This is a genomic window from Heyndrickxia sp. FW510-T9, assembly GCF_058781025.1.
Genome location: NZ_JBYSWK010000026.1, coordinates 15,434 through 40,544 on the forward strand (window position 1 = coordinate 15,434; position 25,111 = coordinate 40,544).

The 25,111-nt window shown below is 37.7% G+C and carries 24 protein-coding genes; 21 read left to right on the forward strand and 3 right to left on the reverse strand.

Annotation, left to right across the window (positions count from 1 at the left end):
• Nucleotides 1-268: 268 nt before the first annotated feature.
• The 8 genes from AC3WJF_RS13900 (at nucleotide 269) to AC3WJF_RS13935 (ending at nucleotide 6,721) form a co-directional block, all read left to right on the forward strand.
• Nucleotides 269-508 carry a hypothetical protein gene (locus AC3WJF_RS13900; protein WP_492453146.1) on the forward strand — a complete coding sequence of 80 codons (240 nt, stop codon included), beginning with the start codon at nucleotides 269-271 and terminating at the stop codon, nucleotides 506-508.
• A gap of 547 nt (nucleotides 509-1,055) precedes the next feature.
• Complete coding sequence (gene flaG / locus AC3WJF_RS13905) at nucleotides 1,056-1,415, forward strand: flagellar protein FlaG (RefSeq protein ID WP_492453148.1); 360 nt, start codon at nucleotides 1,056-1,058, stop codon at nucleotides 1,413-1,415.
• Between the two features lie 15 nt (nucleotides 1,416-1,430).
• The gene (gene fliD, locus AC3WJF_RS13910; RefSeq protein ID WP_492453150.1) at nucleotides 1,431-3,575 is read left to right on the forward strand and encodes a flagellar filament capping protein FliD; all 2,145 of its coding nucleotides are present in this window, start codon (nucleotides 1,431-1,433) and stop codon (nucleotides 3,573-3,575) included.
• A 21-nt stretch (nucleotides 3,576-3,596) separates the two neighbouring features.
• Nucleotides 3,597-4,001 (forward strand): flagellar export chaperone FliS, encoded by a 405-nt coding sequence (gene fliS / locus AC3WJF_RS13915; protein WP_492453152.1) that lies wholly within the window; start codon nucleotides 3,597-3,599, stop codon nucleotides 3,999-4,001.
• On the forward strand, nucleotides 3,998-4,348 hold the full coding sequence (gene fliT / locus AC3WJF_RS13920; RefSeq protein WP_492453154.1) for a flagellar protein FliT: 351 nt from the start codon (nucleotides 3,998-4,000) through the stop codon (nucleotides 4,346-4,348). The genes fliS and fliT overlap by 4 nt, the downstream gene beginning before the upstream one ends.
• Before the next feature lie 117 nt (nucleotides 4,349-4,465).
• Nucleotides 4,466-4,738, forward strand: coding sequence for a late competence development ComFB family protein (locus AC3WJF_RS13925; RefSeq protein ID WP_492453155.1), 273 nt, complete (start codon nucleotides 4,466-4,468; stop codon nucleotides 4,736-4,738).
• A gap of 145 nt (nucleotides 4,739-4,883) precedes the next feature.
• Entirely contained in the window at nucleotides 4,884-5,519 is a 636-nt protein-coding gene (locus AC3WJF_RS13930) for a hypothetical protein (protein ID WP_492453157.1), read from the forward strand.
• 200 nt (nucleotides 5,520-5,719) lie between these two features.
• Nucleotides 5,720-6,721: a phosphotransferase enzyme family protein gene (locus tag AC3WJF_RS13935; RefSeq protein WP_492453159.1), complete on the forward strand. Its 1,002-nt coding sequence runs from the start codon at nucleotides 5,720-5,722 to the stop codon at nucleotides 6,719-6,721.
• Nucleotides 6,722-6,815: 94 nt separating this feature from the next.
• Here the strand turns inward: AC3WJF_RS13935 and ymaG are convergent, their stop codons facing one another.
• Nucleotides 6,816-7,115 (reverse strand): inner spore coat protein YmaG, encoded by a 300-nt coding sequence (gene ymaG / locus AC3WJF_RS13940; protein WP_492453161.1) that lies wholly within the window; start codon nucleotides 7,113-7,115, stop codon nucleotides 6,816-6,818.
• Nucleotides 7,116-7,426: 311 nt separating this feature from the next.
• On the opposite strand from ymaG, the gene hpf reads away from it, so the two are divergent.
• The 13 genes from hpf (at nucleotide 7,427) to AC3WJF_RS14005 (ending at nucleotide 22,590) form a co-directional block, all read left to right on the forward strand.
• The gene (gene hpf, locus AC3WJF_RS13945; protein ID WP_492453163.1) at nucleotides 7,427-7,987 is read left to right on the forward strand and encodes a ribosome hibernation-promoting factor, HPF/YfiA family; all 561 of its coding nucleotides are present in this window, start codon (nucleotides 7,427-7,429) and stop codon (nucleotides 7,985-7,987) included.
• Between the two features lie 264 nt (nucleotides 7,988-8,251).
• A complete protein-coding gene (locus AC3WJF_RS13950) occupies nucleotides 8,252-8,701 on the forward strand; it encodes an Lrp/AsnC family transcriptional regulator (protein WP_492453165.1) in 450 nt (149 codons plus the stop codon).
• 409 nt (nucleotides 8,702-9,110) lie between these two features.
• Complete coding sequence (locus AC3WJF_RS13955) at nucleotides 9,111-10,721, forward strand: gamma-glutamyltransferase family protein (protein WP_492453167.1); 1,611 nt, start codon at nucleotides 9,111-9,113, stop codon at nucleotides 10,719-10,721.
• Between the two features lie 221 nt (nucleotides 10,722-10,942).
• A complete protein-coding gene (locus tag AC3WJF_RS13960; protein ID WP_492453169.1) occupies nucleotides 10,943-11,503 on the forward strand; it encodes a chromate transporter in 561 nt (186 codons plus the stop codon).
• Nucleotides 11,500-12,030 (forward strand): chromate transporter, encoded by a 531-nt coding sequence (locus tag AC3WJF_RS13965; protein ID WP_492453171.1) that lies wholly within the window; start codon nucleotides 11,500-11,502, stop codon nucleotides 12,028-12,030. Before AC3WJF_RS13960 ends, AC3WJF_RS13965 begins: the two co-directional genes overlap by 4 nt.
• A gap of 22 nt (nucleotides 12,031-12,052) precedes the next feature.
• Complete coding sequence (locus tag AC3WJF_RS13970; RefSeq protein ID WP_492453173.1) at nucleotides 12,053-12,886, forward strand: DUF1028 domain-containing protein; 834 nt, start codon at nucleotides 12,053-12,055, stop codon at nucleotides 12,884-12,886.
• A gap of 591 nt (nucleotides 12,887-13,477) precedes the next feature.
• Nucleotides 13,478-15,991: a preprotein translocase subunit SecA gene (gene secA, locus AC3WJF_RS13975; RefSeq protein WP_492453175.1), complete on the forward strand. Its 2,514-nt coding sequence runs from the start codon at nucleotides 13,478-13,480 to the stop codon at nucleotides 15,989-15,991.
• Between the two features lie 315 nt (nucleotides 15,992-16,306).
• A protein-coding gene (gene prfB, locus AC3WJF_RS13980) for a peptide chain release factor 2 (protein ID WP_492453177.1) occupies nucleotides 16,307-17,408 on the forward strand; the annotation gives its coding sequence in 2 pieces (ribosomal slippage) (nucleotides 16,307-16,378 and nucleotides 16,380-17,408; 1,101 coding nt in all).
• A 359-nt stretch (nucleotides 17,409-17,767) separates the two neighbouring features.
• The gene (locus AC3WJF_RS13985; RefSeq protein ID WP_492453179.1) at nucleotides 17,768-18,634 is read left to right on the forward strand and encodes a YitT family protein; all 867 of its coding nucleotides are present in this window, start codon (nucleotides 17,768-17,770) and stop codon (nucleotides 18,632-18,634) included.
• Nucleotides 18,635-18,689: 55 nt separating this feature from the next.
• Nucleotides 18,690-19,028: a cytochrome c551 gene (cccB, locus tag AC3WJF_RS13990; RefSeq protein WP_492453181.1), complete on the forward strand. Its 339-nt coding sequence runs from the start codon at nucleotides 18,690-18,692 to the stop codon at nucleotides 19,026-19,028.
• A 578-nt stretch (nucleotides 19,029-19,606) separates the two neighbouring features.
• Nucleotides 19,607-20,293, forward strand: coding sequence for a cell division ATP-binding protein FtsE (gene ftsE, locus AC3WJF_RS13995; protein WP_492453183.1), 687 nt, complete (start codon nucleotides 19,607-19,609; stop codon nucleotides 20,291-20,293).
• On the forward strand, nucleotides 20,283-21,167 hold the full coding sequence (gene ftsX / locus AC3WJF_RS14000) for a permease-like cell division protein FtsX (protein ID WP_492453185.1): 885 nt from the start codon (nucleotides 20,283-20,285) through the stop codon (nucleotides 21,165-21,167). Before ftsE ends, ftsX begins: the two co-directional genes overlap by 11 nt.
• 112 nt (nucleotides 21,168-21,279) lie before the next feature.
• The gene (locus AC3WJF_RS14005) at nucleotides 21,280-22,590 is read left to right on the forward strand and encodes a murein hydrolase activator EnvC family protein (RefSeq protein ID WP_492453187.1); all 1,311 of its coding nucleotides are present in this window, start codon (nucleotides 21,280-21,282) and stop codon (nucleotides 22,588-22,590) included.
• A 426-nt stretch (nucleotides 22,591-23,016) separates the two neighbouring features.
• Here the strand turns inward: AC3WJF_RS14005 and AC3WJF_RS14010 are convergent, their stop codons facing one another.
• A complete protein-coding gene (locus AC3WJF_RS14010; RefSeq protein ID WP_492453188.1) occupies nucleotides 23,017-24,033 on the reverse strand; it encodes a FecCD family ABC transporter permease in 1,017 nt (338 codons plus the stop codon).
• Nucleotides 24,030-25,037 (reverse strand): FecCD family ABC transporter permease, encoded by a 1,008-nt coding sequence (locus tag AC3WJF_RS14015; protein ID WP_492453190.1) that lies wholly within the window; start codon nucleotides 25,035-25,037, stop codon nucleotides 24,030-24,032. The genes AC3WJF_RS14010 and AC3WJF_RS14015 overlap by 4 nt, the downstream gene beginning before the upstream one ends.
• Nucleotides 25,038-25,111 lie beyond the last annotated feature (74 nt).

The following is a 25,111-nucleotide window of genomic DNA, read 5'->3' on the forward strand; positions in this document are numbered from 1 at the left end:
AACGACTAGAGAACACGGTCTAAGGTGCAAACTATGACTATGAATCTCGTAGGACAGTAAATTTGTTCGAAGTGCCCAGCCCCTAAAATTATAGGGTGAAGATATAGTCTATTCTATGATCGAAAGACATAGTCGCAAAGCAAGCGAACCAACAACCACAAGGAGTTCTTCAACTTCTTCGTTAATGTTAGATATGAAAGGGACTCTAGTTTTACTAGGGTCTCTTTTCATATTTATTAATAGAAATGTTGTTTGACAGGAGGAACTAATGAATAAAGAAGAACAAGAAAAAAATCAGTTTCTTGAACAACAGCTTGAGTGGTGTAAAAAACAAAATTGTATTTTAGAAAAGATAGAAATGAAACTGAGTGAAATGAAAAAAATAGCTCAATACGCTCTCGATAATGAACTTACTGCGTTAGAAATTGATCAGTTGAATAATCAATTAAATGAGTTGAAAATGGAAGTTCATTTGTTGGAAAAGCAGAGAAACTTTGTTGTCCATTAGGAGGAGAAAGATGGTGTATTCGTGGATATCGCATTAATGTCAATAGCATTAAGTCAAGGATAAGTCCATCAGCATCCATCAATGTCCATTATGAGAATGCTATTGGAAATGTAGAACAATAAGGTGAGCCTATTCAAAGGTTAATGAGTACGTCTAATGCAATTGCCATCCAACATGCTGCTCAACCATATTTGGGAAGTAATATCGATATAAAATTGTGAAGATAATCAAAACTGCAGTTATGCAACAGTCTAGAAAGAGTGAAAGCAAAGAGACAGAATAAATCTATAAACGATTACGAGGAGTTCTTATACACTTTCGTTTTATACCTTGTTCTTATTTAGAACGAGGTTATTTTTGTATAAATGAAGAATCAGCTTGTTTAAGGAATAATTTAGTATTCTAACGCATGATATTCTTCAATGTTTAATCTTCTATAATAATCACTTCCTTTTCCTTGAAAATCTTGAATTTGACGATTTCTATAAACATTTCCAAACTATATCCGATAATAAAGATAGATAAAACTCTAAAAGGAGCGAAGGATATGATCGACCGAATCGCTGGGGGACAAACTTCTGCATCTATGAATCCATCCAACTCGGTTCAAATGGATACCATCAAAGTTAAGTCAACTGAACCAGTTCAACATAATCCAGATAAAAATGAACAACATCAATTTTCAAGAGAGCATCTTGAACAAGTAGTAGACGGAATGAATCAATTTGTACAAGCTTCTAACACCCATTTAAAATTTGAATTACATGATAAATTAAATGAGTATTATGTAACGATTGTTGATGATAAAACACAAGAAGTCGTGAAAGAAATACCTTCAAAAAGAATGCTAGATATTTTTGCTGAGATGGAAAGACATTTAGGTATTTTAGTAGATAAGAAGATTTAAAGGAGTGAATTATTCATGGTACAAAGAATAGTTGGACTTGCAAGTGGCTTGGATATTGATTCCATGGTCAAGCAGCTTATGAATGCGGAAAGAATTCCTTTAGATAAGCTCAAACAAAAAAAACAAGTACTTGAATGGCAACGTGATGATTATCGTACATTAAATGCTGCTTTTTTTGATTTTCGGACTACGCTGACGAATATGAAGTTAACTTCCCAATATCGGGCTCGTAGCACAGTATCATCGAATGAAAGTGTAGTAACAGCTACTGCTACCAGTGTTGCTGGTTTATCCTCATATTCGATAGCGAATATTCAACAGCTTGCAACGGCGGCAAATAAAATCAATACTAATGGAGTGTCTAAGGATTCTAAAAATAAAGTAGATATAAATCAAAGCTTGATTACACAAAAAGATTCCTTTGGACAGTCGGATACTATTAATGGTACATCGACTGTTTGGGGAAGCACATGGAAAAATGATGGAGTAATTGAATCTACTACTGTCAAAACTGACAAGGACTCGTCTACTGTGACATTTGATTTAAAGGGTGCTAATGTTGTAACTGATAGCCCAATGAATATTACGGTAAATGGGAAAACCTATATAGTTTCTAATAAAACAAATCCTGATGACTTAGCAGATAATGAGGTAATGTTTTCCCAAGATGGTGGACAAGGTACTTTGACCTTTAAATCCAACATTAGTAGTGGTAGCTCCATCAAAGTTGATTATATCGGTAGTTCAAAAAATGAAACACAAACGATAACTTCTAATACAACTGGTTTCCAATTAAGTCGTGGCGCTATTGATCAAGATCATTTTACTTTGAATGTAAATAATAAAGACTATGTGCTAATGACTGATAAGGATAATGTTACACAAATTGTTGAAAAAGGTTCAACAGATACATCTACATCTATCGGAACAATAGATACTATTACAGGTAAGATTACATTTAATCAAGCTTTCAATGACCAATTGAAACAGAAGGCAAATGATGCAGGAGATCCAGACACAACTTTTGATGTAAAGCTGAACTATACACAATATTATTCAACTTTCAATATACAAACCTCTACATCCAAAGGGGATATGAATCAAAACTTTTTTATCCAAGGATCTGATTCTTTGCAATCAGTATTTAATCAAGTAAACAACTCCAATGTTGGTGTATCGATGATTTATGATTCATATTCAGACCATATGACAATGACTCGAACAGAAACGGGAAACTTTCGAAATTCAAGCGACGATGAAATTATTACTAACGGAGATTTTATTAACAACTTACTTAGCTTTGGTTCTGCAAATGAAAAAGGTGGAGAAAACGCCATTTTCGAAATCAATGGTCTTCAAACACAAAGAACTTCAAACACCTTTGATATGAATGGAGTTACTTTTACCTTAAAACAAACATCTAAAGCAACTGATCCACCAGTTACGATAACCGTAAAAAATGATACAGATCAAATATTTAATAATATTAAAGCGTTCGTGGATCAATATAACAAGTTACTTGACCAAGTTCAAGGTAAACTGAACGAAGATCGAGATCGCAATTATACGCCATTAACGGATGATCAAAAGGAACAGCTTTCCGATAAGCAACAAGAACAATGGGAAGCATTAGCGAGAAGTGGGCTTTTAAGAGGGGATTCTACCCTTTCAAGTGCTCTGACGCAAATGCGAACGTCCTTTTACCAATCCGTTCAAAATCCTAATGTGGCATCCGCTTTTAATCAGTTGGCAAGTATAGGAATCAAAACTTCAGCAGATTATACTCAAGGTGGAAAGCTGGAAATCGATGAAGCGAAGCTGAAACAGGCGATTGAAGCAGATCCAACTTCTGTCGAGAATTTGTTCCGTGGGACTGGCGATACAGTAGCTTCTCAAGGGATTGCACAGCGTCTATATGATAATGTAACGAATACCATTAATTCACTTAACGATAAGGCTGGTAAATCCTATTCAACAAATAAACAATTTGCTATTGGATTAAGCTTGGATGATGTGAACAATCAAATTAATGCCTTCAATGATAAACTTAGTAAAATTGAAGATCGTTATTATTCCCAATTTTCAGCTATGGAGCAGGCAATCCAAAAGAATAATCAGCAAGCATCCTTTTTACAACAATACTTCGGCGGCGGCCAATAAGGAAAGAGTGGATCGACGAATATGGCATTGAATAACCCATATCAGGCTTATCAAAATAATGCAGTTACTACGGCGTCTCCTGGTGAGCTAACGTTAATGTTATATAATGGATGTATAAAATTTATACATCAAGCTAAAACTGCTATCCAAGAAAAAAAGATAGAAGAAAAAAATACGAATATCCAGAAAGCACAAAATATAGTTAAGGAATTAATGGTCACTCTGAAAACAGATTCAGAAGTTGGGAAAAACATGCTGGCAATATACGACTATGCTAATCGTAGATTAATAGAAGCAAATATTAATAATGATTCTTCCATTTTAGATGAGGTAGAAGGGATTATTACAGAATTCCGTGACACTTGGAAGCAAGTAATCCAACTAAATCGCCAACAACAATTCGGCACAACAGGCGGTCAAGCATGATGAATGCAATCCAAGCCTGTTATTTACTTACTGAAGAATTAATCAAGGTGTTAAAACAAGGAACAATGGAAAATCGTGATAAAACAATCGAAAATATGCAAGAGTTGCTCTCTAAAAGAGAGCAACTTCTACCGCTGATCAAGCCGCCTTTTTCTGAACAGGAGGCTTTGGTGGGCAAAAAGTTAATCGAACAGCAACATGAATTAGATCGTTTGTTATTGAAAGTAAAACAAGACATTCAAAAAGCTATGAATGGTGTAACAAAGAAGAAAACATCGATGAAAAGATATATTAATCCATATGAAAATTTGCAAACAGATGGCTTCTTTTATGACAAACGAAACTAAAAATAAAAAATCACCTGCCAAAAAGGTGATTTTTTTCATATATACAATTCCTATATCCTCAATTATAATTTCAGTAACTGTAAGAACAATCACAGTGAAAACACTGGAGGAACACAAATGGCTATTTTAAATGTAATGGAAGAAATCGTGAAAAATGTATTGAATGAAAATATGGATCATTTGCACCTATCTTGTACATGTGAGCGTTGTCAGGAAGATATTATTGCAATCTCACTGAATAAATTACCGCCTAATTATGTGGTGAATAAAGACAGTAGTGCTTATATCCGAGCGTTATATACAGCAGATCGCCAAGGAGCAACGAATATATTAAGTACGGTCATACAAGCTGCAGATGTAGTAGAGAAAAATAAACATTGTGGAAATTAAAGCTTTTTTAACTTTCATGTTAATTCTAACTGCAAAATGAATGAAACGAAAAATGCCCTGAAATTTGTATTTATGCTAATCACAGCGTTTTTTGAAAACATTCAAATACTAACCAAATTAAACATACAGAGATAAAGGAGCAGCAATGATGCGTATAATTCTGGCATTCATTATAGCTTTATTTATTGAATTTCTTTTAGGTTTCTTTAATATTTCAGGAACACTAAATTTAATCATAGTATATATCGTTGTTTTTGCCATTTTACTTTACCCGACCTTCTATTCATTATATCGATCAAAAAACATCGACAAGCTCGAAAAATTTATAGTGAAGCGACAGAGGTATCCATATTATCAATTTATGTATGGAGTCGCTAATAAAAACGATTCATTTGTAGAAGAAGCTTTTACGAAAATGCAAAAAAGACCTCGAGGAAAGACGTATCAAGCGTTTATTCAAACCTTATATGCGCTTTACAATGGAAATCCGAAGGAAGCACAAAAATTTGTAGACGGAATTCAAAAGGTCGTTTTGAAAAATTATTATGAAACTGCCATTGCAATCGAAAAGAACGATTTGGAAGAGGCAAAAAAACTGCTAAAACGGCCTCTCAAGCCTTGGATGGTAGAAGCATTGTCCGTTGATTTAGAGAAAAAACAAGAGAATCTTGAAAGAGCATTGGAGCATGCGAAAAATGCTTTGGAGCTGACTCGTGGGATTCAATATTACAGTCTCTTCAGAATGTATCAAAAGGATTTCCCAGAATACTTTTCAAAATAAGGGTGGAGTAAAACCGCCCTTTATGGAGAAATAAATAATCTCTACTTAAACCTTCAAACCTACATCTATATTTAGTCCACGATTATAGTCCTGAACCAATTCCTCCTCAGTAAAAATTCACTTTTCCAAGCAGGTTAAACCCCAGCCTTTGTCAAATATATATAATTTGGCTATCACTACGAACATTGGGGGAAACAAACTTGGAACATTCAGTAGAAAAACAATTCACCTCTGAAATCATGAATAAAATCTTGAGTACATATCATCTAGACTCTGACTTTAAAAAGCTTGGTGATTTTGAAAATTATGCTTTTGAAGTTTATCAAGAGGAAGAAGCGAAAATATTACGGATTACGCATAGTTCACATCGTACGCAAAAGGAATTAGAATCGGAGCTGGATTGGATTCAATATTTGCATGGTTGTGGAATTAGTATTCCAGCGGTTTTTCTTTCTCCGAACGGGAATACCGTGGAGGCATTTCAGGCAGAGGATTCCGTTTTCTATGCCTCTTTGTTTGAAAAAGCACCGGGAAATCCTGTGAAGCTAGTTGATTTTGATACAAAGCTTTACCGTATTTGGGGAAAAGTGATTGGAAAAATGCATCATTTTACAAAAAACTATCAACCAGGAGAGAACATTCAACCACGTTATCAATGGGATGAAAACGATTTATTGCGTTTAGAATATTACTATCCTGAGTCTGACCAGGAAGCCTTGAAAGCAGCTCGTAATGTCGTAGCAGAAATCGCGAAATTGCCAAAAACGAAAGACTCTTATGGACTTATCCATACAGATATTCATTCTGGAAACTTTTTCTATGATGGGGAGTCGATCCATATTTTCGATTTTGATGATGCAAGCTATCACTTTTTTGCGTCGGATATTGCCATTCCGCTTTATTATTCTCTCATTAGTAAGCATTTATATGGTACAAGAGAGGAGCGCAATGAATTTGCAAGAGAGTTCATGCAAGCCTTTCTGGAAGGATATCGTGAGGAAAATGAACTTTCCGAAGAGTGTATCCAATCGATTCCATTGTTTTTAAAGCTAAGGGATGTTGATTTATATTCTGTGTTTAGTAAAAAAGTACCTGCTGAGGAACGTACAGAACGACTTCAGCATTGGATTGCTGAAATTAAGGAACGTATTGAAAAAAATGAGGCAATTGTGGATCTTGATTTGACTGGTAACTTGATATAATGTTTCATACATAAAATACGTAAAGCATTCATTAATTTGAGTAATGTTTTTGATGATTAAAGAGGCTTATAAAAAGCCTCTTTTGCACTTATTTCTACCACAACATTCCTGGGTATCCATAAGGATATCCATATGGCGGATAACCATAACCATAACCATAACCATACGGTCCACCGAGTGCAGTTCCCAATAAGGCACCAGTTGCTAATCCGCCAATAAATGGTGCTCCAAAACCAAATCCAAATGGCCTTCCAAAGCCAAATCCAGGTCGTCCCCAACCGAATCCAGGTCTACCAAAGCCAAAACCAGGTCTACCAAAGCCAAAACCAGGTCTACCCCATATTCTTTCATCTTCCACCGGTACACCATATCCTTGTAAAAAATTAGGATGCATATTTTTTCCTCCTCATTTTTTTATAAGCATTTTCATTAAAGGATATGATAATGATGGGTGGGTGGTATGGGTGTATGCCTTATTAGGGAAAATAATTTTGGGACATTGTCCTAGTGTGTTAGTTGAGTTTTCGACAATTTATTATATTTCCGAAAAAATTCGACAAAAATCTTTTTAGGTTTAAGCAGGAATAAAGACGTGTATAATAGAAATATATAATCATAGCATTAAAAAAAGGTAATGTGTTCCGCAGGTCTTGGAAAGACAAGCCTTGGCTTACAGGTGACACAGCCAAAATAGGAGGATTCCATATGATGAACTACAACATTCGTGGCGAAAACATTGAGGTAACTCCAGCAATACGGGAATACGTGGAAAAGAAAGTTGGTAAGTTGGAGCGTTATTTTAACGAGGTGCCTGATACCAATGTTCATGTTAATTTGAAGGTGTATCAAGGCAAGTCTTCAAAGGTAGAGGTGACCATCCCTATGCCACAGCTTGTGTTAAGAGCTGAGGAAGTAAATGAGGACATGTATGCTGCTATTGATTTAATTACGGATAAATTGGAAAGACAAATACGAAAACATAAAACGAAAGTAAATAGAAAATTCCGTGAACAAGGGAACCAAAGAGAATTTTTTGCATCTAATGTTCTTTCCAGTGTGCAAGTGGAAGAAGAAGAAAATGAATATGATTTAGAGGTTGTTCGTACTAAGCAATTTGATTTAAAGCCGATGGATAGTGAGGAAGCGGTTTTACAAATGAATCTTCTCGGTCATAATTTCTTTGTTTACACCGATTCAGATAGCAATCAGACGAATATCGTATACCGTCGGAAAGATGGGAAATACGGTTTAATTGAGACAAAATAAGATAATAAAATCCGTAACCAAGTGGTTGCGGATTTTTTTGAGGATTGGTTACGATATAATAGAACAAATGCGTAAGCGCTTTGTTCATCGGCGTACGGATGAGTGAAATTTGAAATTTTTACTCAGCCTCAGGCAGGAGGCGTAGAAATCCGCTAGCCGATAGCTGCTTGCGCTAGACGTAGACAATTTTTATGAAAGGTAATCCACAGTGTGAAATTTTATAATTTCCAAAAGCAAAAAAAGATGTATATATGAGGTGCGAAAATGAAAATAGATGAAACTGATCGTAAAATAATCCAGATTTTAACAGAAAATGGGCGATTATCGTATGCCGATATCGGCAAGCAATTAAATTTATCACGTGTGGCTGTGCGTGAGCGTGTTCATCACTTGATAAATAATGGTGTGATTGAAAAATTTTCCGTTGTGATCAATTCGGAAAAAATCGGAAAGCACGTTTCGGCTTTTTTCGAAGTCGATTGTGAGCCATCCTTTTTAGTGGAGGTTGCTCAAAAATTAGCGGACAATCCTTGTGTTGCAAGCTGCTATCAAATGACTGGTCCGAGTACACTGCATATGCATGTGTTGGTGGATGATTTTTCAGCGCTTGAACATTTTATAAACAATGAACTGTACAATTTAGAAGGGATCACGAGAGTGGAAAGCAATATTTTATTGAGGAGATTTAAGAGCAGGAATGGATTGAAGCTGTAGTAACTGTAGGCATTTGGATTTGAAGTAAATTTAAGAGATGTTTTTAGGTCTAAATACCTAATTCGGTCCATTGTTACCCGTTTTCGGTCTATTCAAATACGAAATCGGTCCATTCAAATGCAAAATCGTGCCGTTGTTACCCAAAATCGGGCTGTTCTAATAAAACCGCACCGTTTCTCATGAAAATTCGTCCAGTACAGCAATAAAATTAAATTAGAAGCCTAAAATTTTTGCAAAATTGTACGAGTCATGAAGTAAATCAGGAAAATTGTTTATAAGAGATTAAGAAAGTTGTAGAAAAATAGTGGTCATAAAGATGATTTTTTACTATAATCATAGATATAGATTACGTTTGTTAAATGAAATTGCGTTTTTTATTTACAAACGAAAATTAAAGGGGTGTAAAATCATGAATCTTGATCATTTATATCAACCATATCCATCAACGCGAAATACTGTTTTTGCGAGAAATGGCATGGTTGCCACTTCACAGCCATTGGCATCACAAGCAGGTCTTGAGATCCTCCGCAAAGGTGGAAATGCCATTGATGCGGCGATTGCAACTGCTGCAGCGTTAACTGTTGTAGAACCCACCTCCAACGGAATCGGATCTGATTGCTTTGCCCTTGTTTGGACAGAAGGGAAACTCCATGGTCTAAATGCCAGTGGTCCTTCACCGAAATCGATTTCTATTGAAGCATTACGTGAACGCGGGTATGAAAAAATGCCAGTTCACGGTGTGGTGCCAATCACCGTTCCTGGAACTCCATCCGGCTGGGCGGAGCTGTCAAAGAAATTTGGCCGACTTTCGTTAAAAGAGGTTCTGGAACCAGCTATTCGTTATGCGGAGGATGGGTATCCTTTAACGCCAATTTTAGGTAAGTATTGGAAACATGCTTATCGCTTTTACAAACAAAACACGACAGGGGAAGAATTCCAGGCATGGTTTGAAACGTTTGCTCCAGATGGAAGGGCTCCAGAAATTGGGGAAATTTGGCGTTCGCCAGGTCACGCAAGTACATTACGTGAAATAGCAGAAACGAATGCAGAAAGCTTTTATCGTGGACCACTTGCGGAAAAAATCGCTGATTATGTCGGGAAGCATAATGGATTTTTAGCGAAAGAAGATTTAGCAGCATATCGTGCCGAATGGGTTGAACCGATTTCAACAAATTATCGTGGATACAATGTTTGGGAAATCCCACCTAATGGGCAAGGGTTAGTCGCATTAATGGCACTCAACATTGCGAGCGGTTTTGAGTATACCGAAAAAGAGTCGGTTAATACGTATCATAAGCAAATTGAAGCGATGAAACTTGCATTTACTGATGGAAAGGCACATATTTCGGATATTGCTCACATGCGAGTGGAAGTGGATCATCTCTTATCAGAAGAATATGCAGCAGGGCGCCGCAATCTTATTGGGGAAGAAGCTATCACCCCTGAACCATATACACCTCCTAGTGGGGGAACGGTATACTTAGCTGCGGCTGATGGGGAAGGGAACATGGTCTCGTTCATACAAAGCAACTACATGGGCTTTGGGTCAGGAATCGTAGTGCCTGACACCGGAATTGCTTTGCAAAACCGTGGGGCTGATTTCTCACTGGATCCGGAACATCCGAATGCGTTGAAGCCTGGAAAGAAAACATATCACACGATTATTCCTGGCTTTTTAACGAAGGACGATCATGCAGTTGGCCCATTTGGTGTCATGGGTGGCTATATGCAGCCACAAGGACATTTCCAGGTGATTATGAATACAATTGATTTTCATTTGAATCCGCAAGCAGCACTGGATGCACCGAGATGGCAATGGATAGAAGGGAAAAAGATTCAAGTGGAATCCTATTTTCCAAATCATATCGCCCAAGCTTTAACTCGGAAAGGACATCAAATACAAATCGCAACAGATGGCGGTGGATTCGGCCGTGGTCAAGTGATTTGGCGTAATCCTGAAACAGGAGTACTGATGGGTGGAACAGAGTCGAGAACGGACGGATCGATTGCAGCTTATTAGTCAAAACAATTTTTGTTGCATATTTTTATACAGGGAAAAAAGTTATCAAGTTGATGCTTCTCCCAAAAACAGAGTTTGTTACAATATCAAATTTTCAATTTCTGCAATGCATTTTAATGGTAGCAATATTGACAATGAATATTGCACAACAGTGAATTGTTTTTGAAACTCAATCTCAAACTAAAACAACGGTGGACGACATAAAAAAGGAATGTGATAAAGTGAAAAATTGGGATATATTTGTAGCCTTTTTCCGGTCTGGGATGCTTGGATATGGAGGAGGACTGTCGGCAATTCCGTTAATGAAGCGCGAAGTTGTGGATACCTATAAATGGATGGAAGATGATGAGTTCTCCGATATTTTAGCGTTGGCCAACACGCTTCCAGGTCCTATCAACACAAAAATGTCAGGATATATCGGCTGGAGAGTCGGCGGCTTCTGGGGCATGCTATCTGCTTTAGCTGCAACTGTACTCCCAACTGTTATTTTATTAATAATTTTATTAACCGTATTACACGCATACAAAGATAAGCCATGGGTGAATGGAATGTCTAGAGCGGTAATTCCAATTGCGGGCGTAATGCTTGGGGTACTAACATGGGATTTTATCAAAAAATCCAAAAATACAATGGGCTGGGCAGCCACTATTGCTCTCCTAATTTTGAGTATTGTAGTGATGCAAATATTAGGAATCCATCCGGCTATTTTAATTGGAGCACTACTAGTATCAGCCCTTCTTTCTAAAAACAAGAAGGAAGAAAAGCAGGTGAAGGCATCATGATTTACTGGCAGATTTTTTTAGCTAATTTTATGGCAAATCTTTTAGGGTATGGTGGCGGACCAGCAACAATTCCACTGCTTGAACACGAGGTCGTGGATCGCTATGGTTGGTTTTCGGTCCATGAGTTTAGTGAGATGGTAGCACTAGGAAATGCTTTACCTGGCCCCATCGCTACCAAAATGGCAGGTTACATTGGTTATGCACAAGGTGGTGTACCTGGTGCCATCATTGCATTGTTCGCTTGTGTAGCCCCATCGCTTATATTAATCATTGCTCTTTTAGGGATATTAATGAAGTACAAAGATACGGCGAAGGTAAAAAATATGACGAAGCTTGTTCGCCCAGCAATTGCGGTGCTTCTAGGTGTTATGACGATCGATTTTTTTACCACTTCGTATAAAGGTGTTGGCATTATTCAAACAGCGATTATTGGGATTGTTAGTTTATTGCTGTTAGAAAAATGGAAGGTAAGTCCTGTCTATGTTATATGTGGGGCCTTAGTGTATGGAGCGATTTTTCTAGGGTAATAAATAATTGGGGGTATGTGGGATGACATTTTCAATTGTTGGTTATGATCCTGTTGAAAAAGAATGGGGGATAGCAGTTCAATCAAAGTTTCTTGGCGTCGGTGCAGTTGTACCATTTGCTAAAGCGGGTGTTGGTGCAATAGCGACACAATCCTACGCCAATACGGCTTACGGTCCTGAGGGGTTAGCGCTGTTAGAGCAAGGTAAATCAGCGGAGGAAGTACTAAAGCTTATAACCGATGCAGATGAGGACCGTGAATACCGCCAAGTGGGTATTATTGACTTTAAAGGCGGAGCAGCAACTTTTACCGGCGGGAAATGCTATGATTGGGCTGGTGGTATAGCAGGCGAGTATTTTGCGGCACAAGGAAACATCTTAGTCGATGAAAATACAGTCAACGCACTGGCGAAAACTTTTACCGAAACAAAAGGAACTCTTGCCAAACGACTATTGGATGCATTAAATGCAGGGCAAGCTGCTGGGGGAGATTCCCGCGGCATGCAGTCGGCAGCCCTTTTGGTTGTAAAAGAAAAAGGCGGTTATGGTGGCTATAATGACCGGTTCGTCGATTTACGTGTAGATGAACACCCAGATCCAATTAACGAACTTATCCGAATTTACTATCTACAACAGCTATATTTTGCAAAGTCTAAACCAGAACGAGTAGTCGAGATTAATGGTCAGGTTGAGACTGAGCTTTCTGAACAGCTTGAGCGACTCGGATATATGTCTGAAGAGGAAACATTGTTCGCAGCTTTGAAAAAATACATTCACACCGAAAATTTTGAGATGCGCGAACAAGAAGAAGGTAAAATTGATTTAGATGTGTTGAATTATATGAAAAACAAGCGCTGAAAAAGTAAATGGTTCACCTGTAGGATGTAAAAAGAAAAAATACAGGGGTAATCACTGTTCGTTCGCAAGTTTTTTACTTCTAAATTCTCAAGAAAAATCACAAATGGTTTGCTGACTGAATTTAGTTTAAACGAACATATAGGGTAACCAATCGTGGCTATTGGTTACCGAAATATAGGAACAGGAGCATTTTAGGTAACCAATCGGTGGTATAGGTGACCGGAATTAAGGAATAAGAGCAATTAGGGTAACCAATCAAGGCTATTGGCTACCGAAATATAAGAATAAGAGCATTTTGGGTAGCTAATAAATGATATTGGCTACCCAAATTTATATAATAACATCAAAAGGGAAGTCACATTACAAAAACCTAGCTCATCTCCTCAAACTAATAATTCAATAACCTTCACTTCACCATTTTTCCAATCAAAGAACGAATCCTCTTCACCTCACTAGTTGTCACTTCATAGGGTAAAATGTTAAAATTTAAAAAGGAGTATAATAGGTAATAAGTGTGAGAGGATTTTTTTATCACAATAAAGAATGTTATAAAGGAAGGCTCTCACAGTTGATAATAAAGGAGCGTTATAGATGGTTGCTTTTTTAGAAAAAGTATTTGATGCAAATAAACGCGAAATAAAGCGCCTTGATAAGTTAGCAAACCAAATCGAAGAGCTAGCCTCTGATATGGAGAAGCTTTCAGATGATCAGCTTCGCGAAAAGACAGAGGAATTTAAAGAACGCTATCAAAAAGGTGAAACATTAGAAGATTTGCTTGTAGAAGCATTTGCGGTTGTCCGTGAAGGGGCACGTCGTGTACTTGGTTTGTATCCATATCATGTACAGCTTATGGGTGGTATCTCGCTCCATGAAGGTAACATCTCTGAGATGAAAACAGGTGAAGGTAAAACATTAACTGCAACTATGCCTGTTTATTTAAACGCCTTATCTGGAAAAGGTGTGCATGTAGTAACAGTCAACGAATACTTGGCTAGTCGTGATGCAAACGAGATGGGTGAGCTATATCAATTTCTAGGCCTAACAGTTGGTTTGAACCTTAATAGCATGTCTAGTGAAGAAAAACAAGAAGCATATTTCGCAGATATCACATATGGTACGAATAATGAGTTCGGCTTCGACTATCTGCGTGACAATATGGTTTTATATAAAGAGCAGCGTGTGCAAAAACCGCTTAACTTTGCGGTTATTGATGAGGTTGACTCGATTTTAATTGATGAGGCCAGGACACCATTAATTATTTCAGGGCAAGCACAAAAGTCAGCGAACCTTTATATTCAGGCAAATGCGTTCGTTCGCACCCTAAATAAAGAAGAAGATTACACTTATGATGAAAAAACGAAAAGTGTTCAATTAACAGAGGAAGGGATCAGCAAGGCTGAGCGATCCTTTAATATTGATAACCTTTTTGATATTACGCATGTAACCTTGAATCATCATATAAATCAAGCGTTAAAAGCAATTGTCACAATGCATAATGATGTGGATTATGTTGTTCAAGATGGCGAAATTGTCATCGTAGATCAATTCACAGGTCGTTTGATGAAAGGACGTCGTTTCAGTGACGGTTTGCACCAAGCAATTGAGGCAAAAGAAGCGGTTGAAATTCAAAACGAAAGTATGACAATGGCAACGATTACGTTCCAGAATTACTTCCGTATGTATGAAAAGCTTGCTGGGATGACTGGTACAGCGAAAACGGAAGAAGAGGAATTCCGCAATATTTATAATATGAGAGTAATTGTCATTCCAACGAATAGACCAATTGCTCGTGATGACCGTCCAGATTTAATCTATGCATCGATGGATGGGAAATTCCGTGCAGTTGTAGAAGACATTGCAATTCGTCATAATAATGGTCAGCCAGTGCTCGTTGGTACAGTGGCAATTGAAACATCAGAATTAATTTCAAACTATTTAACGAAAAAAGGAATTCGCCATAATGTTTTGAACGCGAAAAACCATGAGCGGGAAGCGGAAATTATTGCGTTTGCTGGTGAAAAAGGTTCCGTCACAATCGCAACAAACATGGCAGGGCGCGGTACTGACATTAAGCTGGGCGAAGGTGTCGTCGATCTAGGTGGACTTGCTGTTATTGGTACAGAACGCCATGAATCACGCCGAATTGACAATCAGCTGCGTGGACGGTCAGGTCGTCAAGGAGATCCTGGTATTACACAATTTTATCTTTCCATGGAAGATGAATTGATGCGTCGCTTCGGTTCTGATAATATGAAAACGATGATGCAGCGCTTAGGAATGGATGATTCTCAGCCAATTCAAAGTAAAATGGTTTCAAGAGCCGTTGAATCTGCGCAAAAACGTGTTGAAGGCAACAACTTTGATGCCCGGAAGCAACTTTTACAATATGATGATGTCCTTCGTCAACAGCGCGAGATTATTTATAATCAACGTAACGAAGTAATCGATTCTGAAGATCTTCGAGATATTGTTGAAAGTATGATAAAGAGTGTCATCCAGCGTGATGTCGAGCTTCATACTCCGAGAAACGAGGATGAAGAAGATTGGAACCTGCAAGGCCTAGTAGATTATGTTCACGGCAATCTTTTACATGAAGGTGCTGTTTCAGTAAATGACTTCCTTCGCAAAGAGCCAGAAGAAATGGTTGAACTCATCTTTGACAAAGTGAAGAATGATTATGATCAAAAAGAAGAATCATTAGGTACCGAGCAAATGCGCGAGTTTGAAAAGGTTATCCTACTTCGTGCCGTCGATTCGAAATGGATTGATCATATCGATGCAATGGAACATTTGCGCCAAGGTATTCATTTACGTGCATACGGTCAAGTGGATCCGCTTCGTGAATATCAAAGCGAAGGCTTTGCAATGTTCGAAGGCATGGTTATGGCGATTGAAGAAGACGCTGCAAAATATATTATGAAGGCGGAAATTCGCAATAATCTACAACGGGAAGAAGTAGCGAAAGGCCAAGCGGTTAACCCGAAAGAAGACGGAGAAACCGTTAAGAAAACTCCTGTTAAAAAGAAACAAGACATTGGCCGTAATGCGCTTTGCCCATGTGGAAGCGGTAAAAAATATAAGCAATGTCATGGGAAGAACGTTTAATATATAGTTAAGTTTTATTTCGGAATCGCTTTCGGACCGATTAAAAGGCGATTCCGATTTCTTCCCGTTTAGGAAATGATATAAGATTACCTTTTAAATAAGGGACTACGTCTAGCTTCAGCGCCTATCGGCTAGCGGATTTCTACGTCTCCTCCCTACGATAAGTCAACATCAGTTGAAAATGGTAGTTCAATTTTCAATAGCTCGTGAACTACCTCAGCACGGTTTCCTTTATCTCAGTCGAAGACTACGAAATCCGTACACTAGACCTGTGGCGCTTACGCATTTGAAATCAACATGAGGTGGAATACGAAAATGGAATTATTTGAAATTAGAACTGAGCTTGAAAAAACGGCTACGAAGCTAGCTGATTTTAGGGGGTCTCTTTGACCTCGAAAACAAAGAGGCACGTATAGCAGAATTAGATGAAATCATGCTCGAACCGAATTTTTGGAATGACCAGCAAGGTGCTCAAAAAGTTATCAATGAAGCAAATGGTTTAAAAGATATAGTCAATGAATATAAGGAGCTTGCTGATACACAAGAAAACCTTGAGCTTACACATGATCTAGTGAAAGAAGAAGCGGATGCGGATTTGCATGCCGAACTTGAATCGGAGCTTAAAGAGCTAGTAACAAGAGTAAATGAGTTCGAATTACAGCTTCTACTAAGTGAACCATATGATAAAAACAATGCGATCTTAGAGCTACATCCAGGTGCAGGTGGAACAGAGTCACAGGATTGGGGCTCCATGCTGCTTAGGATGTATACACGTTGGGGTGAAAAGAAAGGCTTTAAGGTGGAAACACTTGATTATCTTGCAGGGGATGAAGCAGGAATTAAGAGTGTTACGTTATTGATTAAAGGTCACAATGCATATGGATATTTGAAAGCGGAAAAAGGAGTTCATCGTCTTGTGCGAATTTCTCCGTTTGACTCATCAGGTCGCCGTCATACATCCTTTGTTTCCTGTGAAGTGATGCCGGAATTTAATGATGAAATTGAAATCGACATTCGCACAGAGGATATTAAAATTGATACCTACCGTGCTAGTGGAGCTGGTGGTCAGCACATCAATACGACTGACTCAGCAGTCCGGATTACCCATATTCCATCAGGTGTGGTCGTGACATGTCAATCAGAGCGTTCACAAATTAAAAACCGCGAGCAAGCAATGAAAATGCTGAAAGCAAAGCTTTATCAACGTGAAATTGAAGAAAAAGAAAAGCAGTTAGCAGAAATTCGTGGGGAACAAAAGGAAATCGGTTGGGGAAGCCAAATTCGTTCCTACGTTTTCCACCCGTATTCAATGGTGAAGGATCACCGCACTAATACGGAAAGTGGAAATGTCCAAGGTGTAATGGATGGTGATATCGATCCATTTATCAATGCTTACTTGCGCTCTCGACTTTCATAAAGAGTAAGAAAATTAAAGAATCAGTCTCAAGTCTAGCTTAACCAGCCATCTGCTAGCGGATTTCTCCGTCTCCTCCCTAAGAAAAATCAGCATCGGCACGTGAACTACTTCGCCGTGTTTCCTTTATCTTAGTTAAAGACTACGATATCTGTACGATAGTGCTGCGTTTTTGAATAAGCATAAAACTCTCATGCCATGGAACACTAGGTATGAGAGCTTTTTTCTTTTTGGGAGAAAATGTAACAATTCTGAACTCCCGCCTCTATCATCAAAATTTTTTATCTAGTTATAGACACCCCACGAACACCATGCTATACTCTCTGTCGGTAGTCTTAAACAACTTAGAAGGGGATTTAGTCATGAAGAAAAGAAGTGGAGAGGCATTAGAAGGTAATTTGCAGTCAAAAGTATTAGAATACATATTTGTTTTGACTGGTTCTGCCATCATTGCCATATCATTTAACGTTTTTTTGCTGCCAAATGAAGTGGCATCTGGTGGTGTTAGTGGAATAAGTACGATTTTGCATGGATTATTAGGATGGAAGCCTGCCTTTGTGCAATGGGCATTTAATATACCATTATTCATCGCGGGACTTATCTTTTTAGGTTTTCAGTTTGGGATAAAAACACTAGTTGGAACGATCTTTTTACCGTTTGTTGTTTTTTTGACTGAGCATATGAACCCGTGGACACATGACCCATTATTAGGAGCTCTCTTCGGAGGTGTTGGAGTCGGCCTAGGCCTTGGCATCGTCTTTCGAGGGAATGCTTCAACAGGTGGGACGGATTTAGCGGCACAAATTATTCATAAATATACAGGCTTAACATTAGGGACATGTGTCGTCATCATTGATGGGCTAGTAGTTTTATCAGCTGCAATCGTGTTTGATATTGAAAAAGGACTTTATGCATTGATCGGACTATTTGTGACTAGTAAAACAATCGATCTTGTCCAACTTGGAATCAGCCGGTCCAAAACAGCCTTAATTATTACCGACAAGCAAGAAGAAATACGCGAAGGAATATTGAATAAAATTGACCGCGGTGTGACAAAACTATCTGCATATGGAGGATTTACAGATAGTGAAAAACCCGTTCTTCTATGTGTGGTGGATCAGACAGAATTCATAAAGTTGAAACAATTAGTGAAGAGTCTTGATCCGACTGCATTTGTCGTTGTTATGGACGCATTTGAAGTACTTGGGGAAGGTTTCAAAAAAAGCTAGTCTTGTTATAATGGAATTGCGGGGAAACATTTTCCATTCCTAAGGAGGAATCAGGATGAAAAGAAAAATAATTGGAGCTGTTATGATAGTTATGTTGGCACTTGGTATGGTTGCTTGTTCAAGTAAAGACAACAATGCTACCAATAATAACACTACGACAACTGCATCTGGCGGTGATGCTGCAAAACTTTTCGGTGCAAAATGCTCTGTATGCCATGGTAAAGATTTAGGTGGACTAAATGGTCCAAACCTTCAAAAAATTGGATCCAAATATAGTAAGGATCAAATTTTAGACATTATTAAAAACGGTAAAGGTAATGGTGCAATGCCTGCTGGGGTATATAGTGGCAAGGATGCAGAAGCTGTTGCAACATGGTTATCTAATAAAAAATAATAATTTTTAGAAAATAGACTTGATGCTTAATTGCCATCATGTCTTTTTTCATTTTACGAAAGGGAGTAGTCTTTATGTATAAAATAGGACTTTTATCCTAATTCGTGCAGTTTAGATGGAATTTCGTGCGGTTCTTTTCTAGTTTCGTGCCGTTGAGCCGTCAATTTGTGCTGTTCACCCAGCTTTTCGTGCCATTCGTAACTCTCCAACCCTAGAATACATAAAATCCTCAATCACTACTCCAATTCTCCCGTGAATTCATGCTGTTCTTTCCAAAATCATTTAGGAATATTTCGACTAAATTATACATTAGGAGAAATAACAATATATACCAAATTTTGCCATTTGGAAACTAGCAAAACTTAACTCCAAACCACAACTTTAAAGGGAAAAACAAGGTTTGAAACAAAATTGTAATATGTTTAATGAGATATCGATGTTATAATTATTCTGTGATTTATTTCGAGATTTTACGATGTTTTTTGCTATTTTTTGATAGAAATACAAAATTTGACGAAAATAGTTAATCACTTAAATACAAAATCAGATAGAAGATTCCAGTAAAGATGGGTGATTAGATGATAGAAATGAAAAATGTATATAAAAAATATCCAAATGGGATTATTGCAGCCAATGGGCTTAATGTGCATATAAAACAAGGAGAATTTGTCTATGTTGTTGGGCCAAGTGGGGCCGGTAAATCGACTTTTATTAAAATGATGTATCGGGAAGAAAAAGCGTCAGACGGCAGCATCATAGTAAATGGCATCAATCTTTCTAAACTAAAGAATAATCGAATTCCTTACTTCAGAAGACAAATTGGAGTCGTGTTTCAGGATTTTAAATTATTGCCAACACTAACGGTCTTTGAAAATGTTGCCTTTGCACTTGAAGTAATAGAAGAACAACCAAAAACAATCAAAAAACGTGTAATGGACGTTCTTAATTTAGTAGGTTTAAAGCATAAGGCTAGAATGCTTCCAACTGAGTTATCAGGTGGCGAGCAGCAGCGTATTTCGATCGCGCGTTCAATTGTAAATCGTCCGAGAGTAATGATTGCGGACGAGCCAACTGGAAATCTTGATCCGGAGACATCTTGGGAAATCATGAAGATTTTTGACGAAATTAATAATCGCGGAACGACCGTCGTAATGGCAACACATAACCGTGAGATTGTAAATACAATCAGACATCGAGTTATTGCGATTGAAGGCGGAAAAATCGTTCGTGACGAGCATCGGGGGGAATACGGATATGAAAGCTAGGACGGTTCAGCGCCATTTCCGTGAGAGCCTAAAGAGTCTTGGACGTAACGGTTGGATGATGTTTGCTTCTGCCAGTGCCGTTACAATAACATTACTACTCGTCGGCGTGTTCTTCGTTATTATGATGAATATGAACAAAATTGCTTCAGATATCGAAAACGACGTAGAAATTCGAGTCCATATTGATTTGACGGCAACTAAGCAGGATCAAACTAATTTACACAACCAAATTCAAAATCTAACAGAAGTAAAATCCATTAAGTTTTCCTCTAAGCAAGAGGAGTTGCAGGATTTGATTAAGAAAATGGGTAAGGATTTCGAATTATTTAAGCAGGACAATCCTCTCTATGACGTATTTGTCGTAAAAACGAAGAACCCTACAGACACACCTAAAGTAGCCAAAGAGATTGAACAAATGGATCATGTTGAATCTGCTATTTATGGTAAAGGGAAAGTAGAAAAGCTCTTTAATGTTTTAAAAGTTAGCCGTAATGTTGGTTTGGTTTTAGTAATAGGGCTAGTATTTACAGCGATGTTCTTAATATCTAACACTATTAAAATCACGATTTTTGCGCGTAGAAAAGAAATTGAGATTATGAAATTAGTAGGGGCAACGAACTGGTTTATTCGCTGGCCGTTTGTTATGGAAGGTATCTGGTTAGGAATACTAGGCTCGATATTGCCAATCTTAATCGTTTCGGTTGGTTATTATTACGCACATGGTATCATTGCTCCTAGATTAGCAGGCCAATTCATTCAAATCTTAAACTTCAATCCGTTTGTGTTTGAAATAAGTGCCATTCTATTATTCATTGGTATTTTCATTGGAATTTGGGGAAGTGCCATGTCCATTCGCCGTTTCTTAAAAGTTTAAAAAAACATAAGCTTCAAGTGTTTCAGTCATCACGAGAAGAGCGTATAAACGTGCGCCCTTCTCGTTTAAGAAATAATACATATGCTTGGAAAGAGTGAAAGGGGAATATTCATTGAAAAGACGTTCATTGCTTTCTATTGCACTCGGTTTATCTTTAATTCTAGCCTATAATTCAGAAGTGTTTGCGTCTAAGCTTACCGATTTGCAGGACCAACAAAAACAAGTGGATGACAAAAGCTCCAGTGTGAATTCAAAAATCCAAAAAAAGAATAAGCAAATTTCGGATATTAACGGACAGCAAATGGATTTAGAAAGCCAAATGAAGCTGATAGAGTCTGAGATTGCTAGTACGGATAAAAAAATTCAAGGAAAACAAGTACAAGTGAGCGATACAAAGGATCAAATTGCTGGATTGAAAAAGAATATTGCAGCATTGAAAAAGAGAATTAAAGAACGTGATCAGTTGCTAAAACAAAGAGCACGTGCGATGCAAACAAATGGTGGTTCTGTCAATTATATGGATGTCATTTTGGATGCGCAAAGTATAAGTGATCTTATTGATCGCCTTTCAGCTGTAACTACTTTGATTAATGCCGACAAAGAGATTATCGATCAGCAAAAGAAAGATCAAGCTGATTTAGAGAAAAAGCAAACAGATGTTGAGAAAAAGTTAAGTGCACTCCAAGGTATGATTAATGATCTCCAACAAATGAAATCACAACTAAATCAGCAACAAGAGAAAAAGAAAGAAATAATGGCTGTACTGGAAGATCAGAAAAAAGATCTTGAAGAGGATAAATTCTCTCTACAAGAGCAACAACAAGTATTAGCTTCACAAAATTCTGCTATTCAAAAAGCAATTGAATTAGAAAAGCAGCATATCGCGGAAGAAAAGAAAAGACAACAAGAGCTTCAGCGACAACAGCAGCAACAGCAACAACAGCAACAGCATCAAAATAGCGGAAATAGCAGCGGAAATAGCGGCGGCGGAGATGTTCCACCTGTATCATCAAGCAACTTTACAAGACCTGCAGCAGGTTATATCTCATCAGAATTTGGATACAGAACAGGTACGTATAGTGGTTTCCATTCAGGAATAGATATTGCAAACAGTGGAAGCAATGTACCAATTGTAGCTGCGGCTGATGGAATTGTTGCTACAGCGTACCATTCTTCCAGCTATGGAAATGTTGTGATGATTACTCATTCTATTAACGGTCAAATATACACAACTGTATATGCCCATATGAAATATTACATGGTAAGTAATGGGCAAACTGTACAAAAAGGTCAACAAATAGGTGTAATGGGAACTTCAGGAGAATCTACTGGACAACATTTACACTTCGAAATATATGTTGGCGAGTGGACACCACCACCACATAATGGAGCAGTGAATCCACGAAACTACATTAACTTTTAGTTGGAAAAATACCACATCGATGATGTGGTATTTTTTATTATCCTATTTACTAAAGTCGGGCGGAGGAAACCAGGTCTTTAGTACTGTTTCGCGAGATTAAGAGCAGAATTCGCGAGATTAAGAGCAGAATTCGCGAGATTAAGAGTAAGACTCACGAGATTACGAACTAAATTCGCTAGTTTAAATAAAATATCCTGAAGGAAATCAACAATTTAGCAGTATACTTATGTTTTTTTATAATAAAAGGCATTGTTAAATAATAATGTGGAGCTCATACAGCCTTATGTGTACAAGTTCACTAAAGCTATTCGTACCGAATAAAAGCCGTTCACGTGTACACATAAGGCTGAAAATCAACAATAATCTTTAACAATTTAACAATGCCATAAAAAAATAGTGGGACATATTTTTTGTCCCACTAATGCACTAAACTCTTTTTTCTTTCAATAATAAATATAAAAAATATGGAGCACCAATTAAGGCGGTAATAACTCCTGCTGGAATTCCATCTGGATCTGCAAGATTTCGACCAATTGTGTCTGAAACTAATAAGATCCAACCTCCTATGAGAATAACGATTGGCATATATAACTGACTTCTTGGTCCGATTAGGGATTTTGCTAAATGCGGAGCAATTAATCCAATAAAAGCAATTCCCCCTGTAACTGATACGGCAGAGGCAGCTAATGCTACAGATGCAAGCAGTAGAATAAAACGTTCACGTTTAATATTCAAGCCAACACCAATCGCTGATGGTTCTGTCAAATTCAAAATATTTAATCGGTTGGATTTATATAGAGTAAATGGAAGTATAATAAGAATCCAAGGTAGGATAGCCCAGATAAATGGCCAATCAGTACCCCAAATATTCCCCGCTAACCATTTGGTAATAAAATCAACCTTGTTTCTTTCTGCTCCTGAGATCAATACAATCATAACTCCTGAGAGTGCCATGGAAAATCCAACACCAACCAGAACTAATTTAACCGGTTGAAAGCCGACCTTCTTACTATAGGAGAAGATGTAAATGAAAATAGCAGTAATCAGAGCCCCGATAAATGCTGCAATTGGCAGCATGAATGCAAAAGAGGTAGAAGTAATCGGTAGAAATAAAAAGAATACAGCAACCCCTACACCAGCTCCAGAATTGATTCCAATAATGCCGGGATCCGCTAGATCATTACGAGTGATACTCTGTAGAATCGCACCAGATACAGACAGAGCCATACCAGCCAACAGGGTAATAATGATTCTAGGCAATCGGATCGAAAATAAAATAAAGTTCTCATTAAATGTACCATGTCCGGTTAGGATAGGAACTAGTCTGTTAAAAGGAATCGAAGCATACCCAAGATTCATACCAGTGATAACGGTAATGACAATAAGAATTAGTAGTGCAGCGATAATAATGCGCTGCTTTTTTAGTATAGAAGGGTGTATCATGAGATCGTTTTTCCTCCTTTTTGAACAATAAATAAAAAGAAAGGAAGACCAAAGATTGCTACGATAGCTGCAATTGGAGTTTCATAAGGCGCATTAATTGTACGCGCTAACGTATCCGCAATCGACATAAAAGCTGCACCGAAAATGGCCGACATTGGGAGGATATAACGATAATCAGTTCCAACAATTTGTCTTACAATATGAGGAATCATTAATCCTAAAAAGGCTAAGTTTCCAGCAATCGCAACAGATGCACCTGCAAGTAAGATAATAATTATATAAAGAATTACTTTTATTTTTGTAATCTTTTGTCCCAATCCTATCGCAACTTCTTCATTTAAGCTAAGCACTGTAAGTTGCCTAGAGAATAGGAGAGAAATGATGATACCAATTGAGACAACTGGAATGATTAACTTTAGCTGACTCCAATTAGCACCAAGTAGACCTCCCGCTGTCCACATGGAAACATCCTTTGAAATTTTAAAATACAAACCAACACCATCTGCTATCCCATACAGTAAAGCAGAAATAGCGGCTCCTGCTAAAACTATTCGAAGCGGGGAGAAGCCACCCTTTCTTAATGCACCAATCCCAAATACCATTAAAACACCAATCGCAGCTCCTACAAAGCATGCAAGCATGATCAAATAGTAATTAGCTGAGGGAATCAGTGCAATCATGATAGCAAGTGCGGCATTAGCTCCAGCAGTTAAGCCTAGCAAACCTGGATCTGCTAGTGGATTTCTTGTTAATCCTTGCATAATAGCTCCAGAAACGGAAAGTGCTGCTCCAACAAAAATAGTGGCTACTTCTCGTGGAAAGCGAATTTCACGGATCATTGTAATGGTATCAGAAGCAATGTTTGTCGTAATCGCCTGCCATACTTCTTTTATACTGGTATTAGCGGCTCCGAATACCATTGCAACCAAAAAGCTTCCAATTAATAGAAGGATACCGATAATAAATTTAATAAAAATGGATTTCGTACTTTTAGCTTTATACATAAGCACCCCAACTTTTTATGTCATGATTGTATTCTATAAAAGCAATTATGCAAAAAAAACGAGAAACGAGGGTG

What these genes read in the sequence shown, in the direction of transcription:
- AC3WJF_RS13900 (WP_492453146.1), top strand. Translation starts at nt 269, where the DNA reads ATGAATAAAGAAGAACAAGAAAAAAATCAGTTTCTTGAACAACAGCTT.
- flaG (WP_492453148.1), top strand. Translation starts at nt 1,056, where the DNA reads ATGATCGACCGAATCGCTGGGGGACAAACTTCTGCATCTATGAATCCA.
- fliD (WP_492453150.1), top strand. Translation starts at nt 1,431, where the DNA reads ATGGTACAAAGAATAGTTGGACTTGCAAGTGGCTTGGATATTGATTCC.
- fliS (WP_492453152.1), top strand. Translation starts at nt 3,597, where the DNA reads ATGGCATTGAATAACCCATATCAGGCTTATCAAAATAATGCAGTTACT.
- fliT (WP_492453154.1), top strand. Translation starts at nt 3,998, where the DNA reads ATGATGAATGCAATCCAAGCCTGTTATTTACTTACTGAAGAATTAATC.
- AC3WJF_RS13925 (WP_492453155.1), top strand. Translation starts at nt 4,466, where the DNA reads ATGGCTATTTTAAATGTAATGGAAGAAATCGTGAAAAATGTATTGAAT.
- AC3WJF_RS13930 (WP_492453157.1), top strand. Translation starts at nt 4,884, where the DNA reads ATGATGCGTATAATTCTGGCATTCATTATAGCTTTATTTATTGAATTT.
- ymaG (WP_492453161.1), bottom strand. Translation starts at nt 7,115, where the DNA reads ATGCATCCTAATTTTTTACAAGGATATGGTGTACCGGTGGAAGATGAA.
- hpf (WP_492453163.1), top strand. Translation starts at nt 7,427, where the DNA reads ATGATGAACTACAACATTCGTGGCGAAAACATTGAGGTAACTCCAGCA.
- AC3WJF_RS13950 (WP_492453165.1), top strand. Translation starts at nt 8,252, where the DNA reads ATGAAAATAGATGAAACTGATCGTAAAATAATCCAGATTTTAACAGAA.
- AC3WJF_RS13955 (WP_492453167.1), top strand. Translation starts at nt 9,111, where the DNA reads ATGAATCTTGATCATTTATATCAACCATATCCATCAACGCGAAATACT.
- AC3WJF_RS13965 (WP_492453171.1), top strand. Translation starts at nt 11,500, where the DNA reads ATGATTTACTGGCAGATTTTTTTAGCTAATTTTATGGCAAATCTTTTA.
- AC3WJF_RS13970 (WP_492453173.1), top strand. Translation starts at nt 12,053, where the DNA reads ATGACATTTTCAATTGTTGGTTATGATCCTGTTGAAAAAGAATGGGGG.
- secA (WP_492453175.1), top strand. Translation starts at nt 13,478, where the DNA reads ATGGTTGCTTTTTTAGAAAAAGTATTTGATGCAAATAAACGCGAAATA.
- AC3WJF_RS13985 (WP_492453179.1), top strand. Translation starts at nt 17,768, where the DNA reads ATGAAGAAAAGAAGTGGAGAGGCATTAGAAGGTAATTTGCAGTCAAAA.
- cccB (WP_492453181.1), top strand. Translation starts at nt 18,690, where the DNA reads ATGAAAAGAAAAATAATTGGAGCTGTTATGATAGTTATGTTGGCACTT.
- ftsE (WP_492453183.1), top strand. Translation starts at nt 19,607, where the DNA reads ATGATAGAAATGAAAAATGTATATAAAAAATATCCAAATGGGATTATT.
- ftsX (WP_492453185.1), top strand. Translation starts at nt 20,283, where the DNA reads ATGAAAGCTAGGACGGTTCAGCGCCATTTCCGTGAGAGCCTAAAGAGT.
- AC3WJF_RS14010 (WP_492453188.1), bottom strand. Translation starts at nt 24,033, where the DNA reads ATGATACACCCTTCTATACTAAAAAAGCAGCGCATTATTATCGCTGCA.
- AC3WJF_RS14015 (WP_492453190.1), bottom strand. Translation starts at nt 25,037, where the DNA reads ATGTATAAAGCTAAAAGTACGAAATCCATTTTTATTAAATTTATTATC.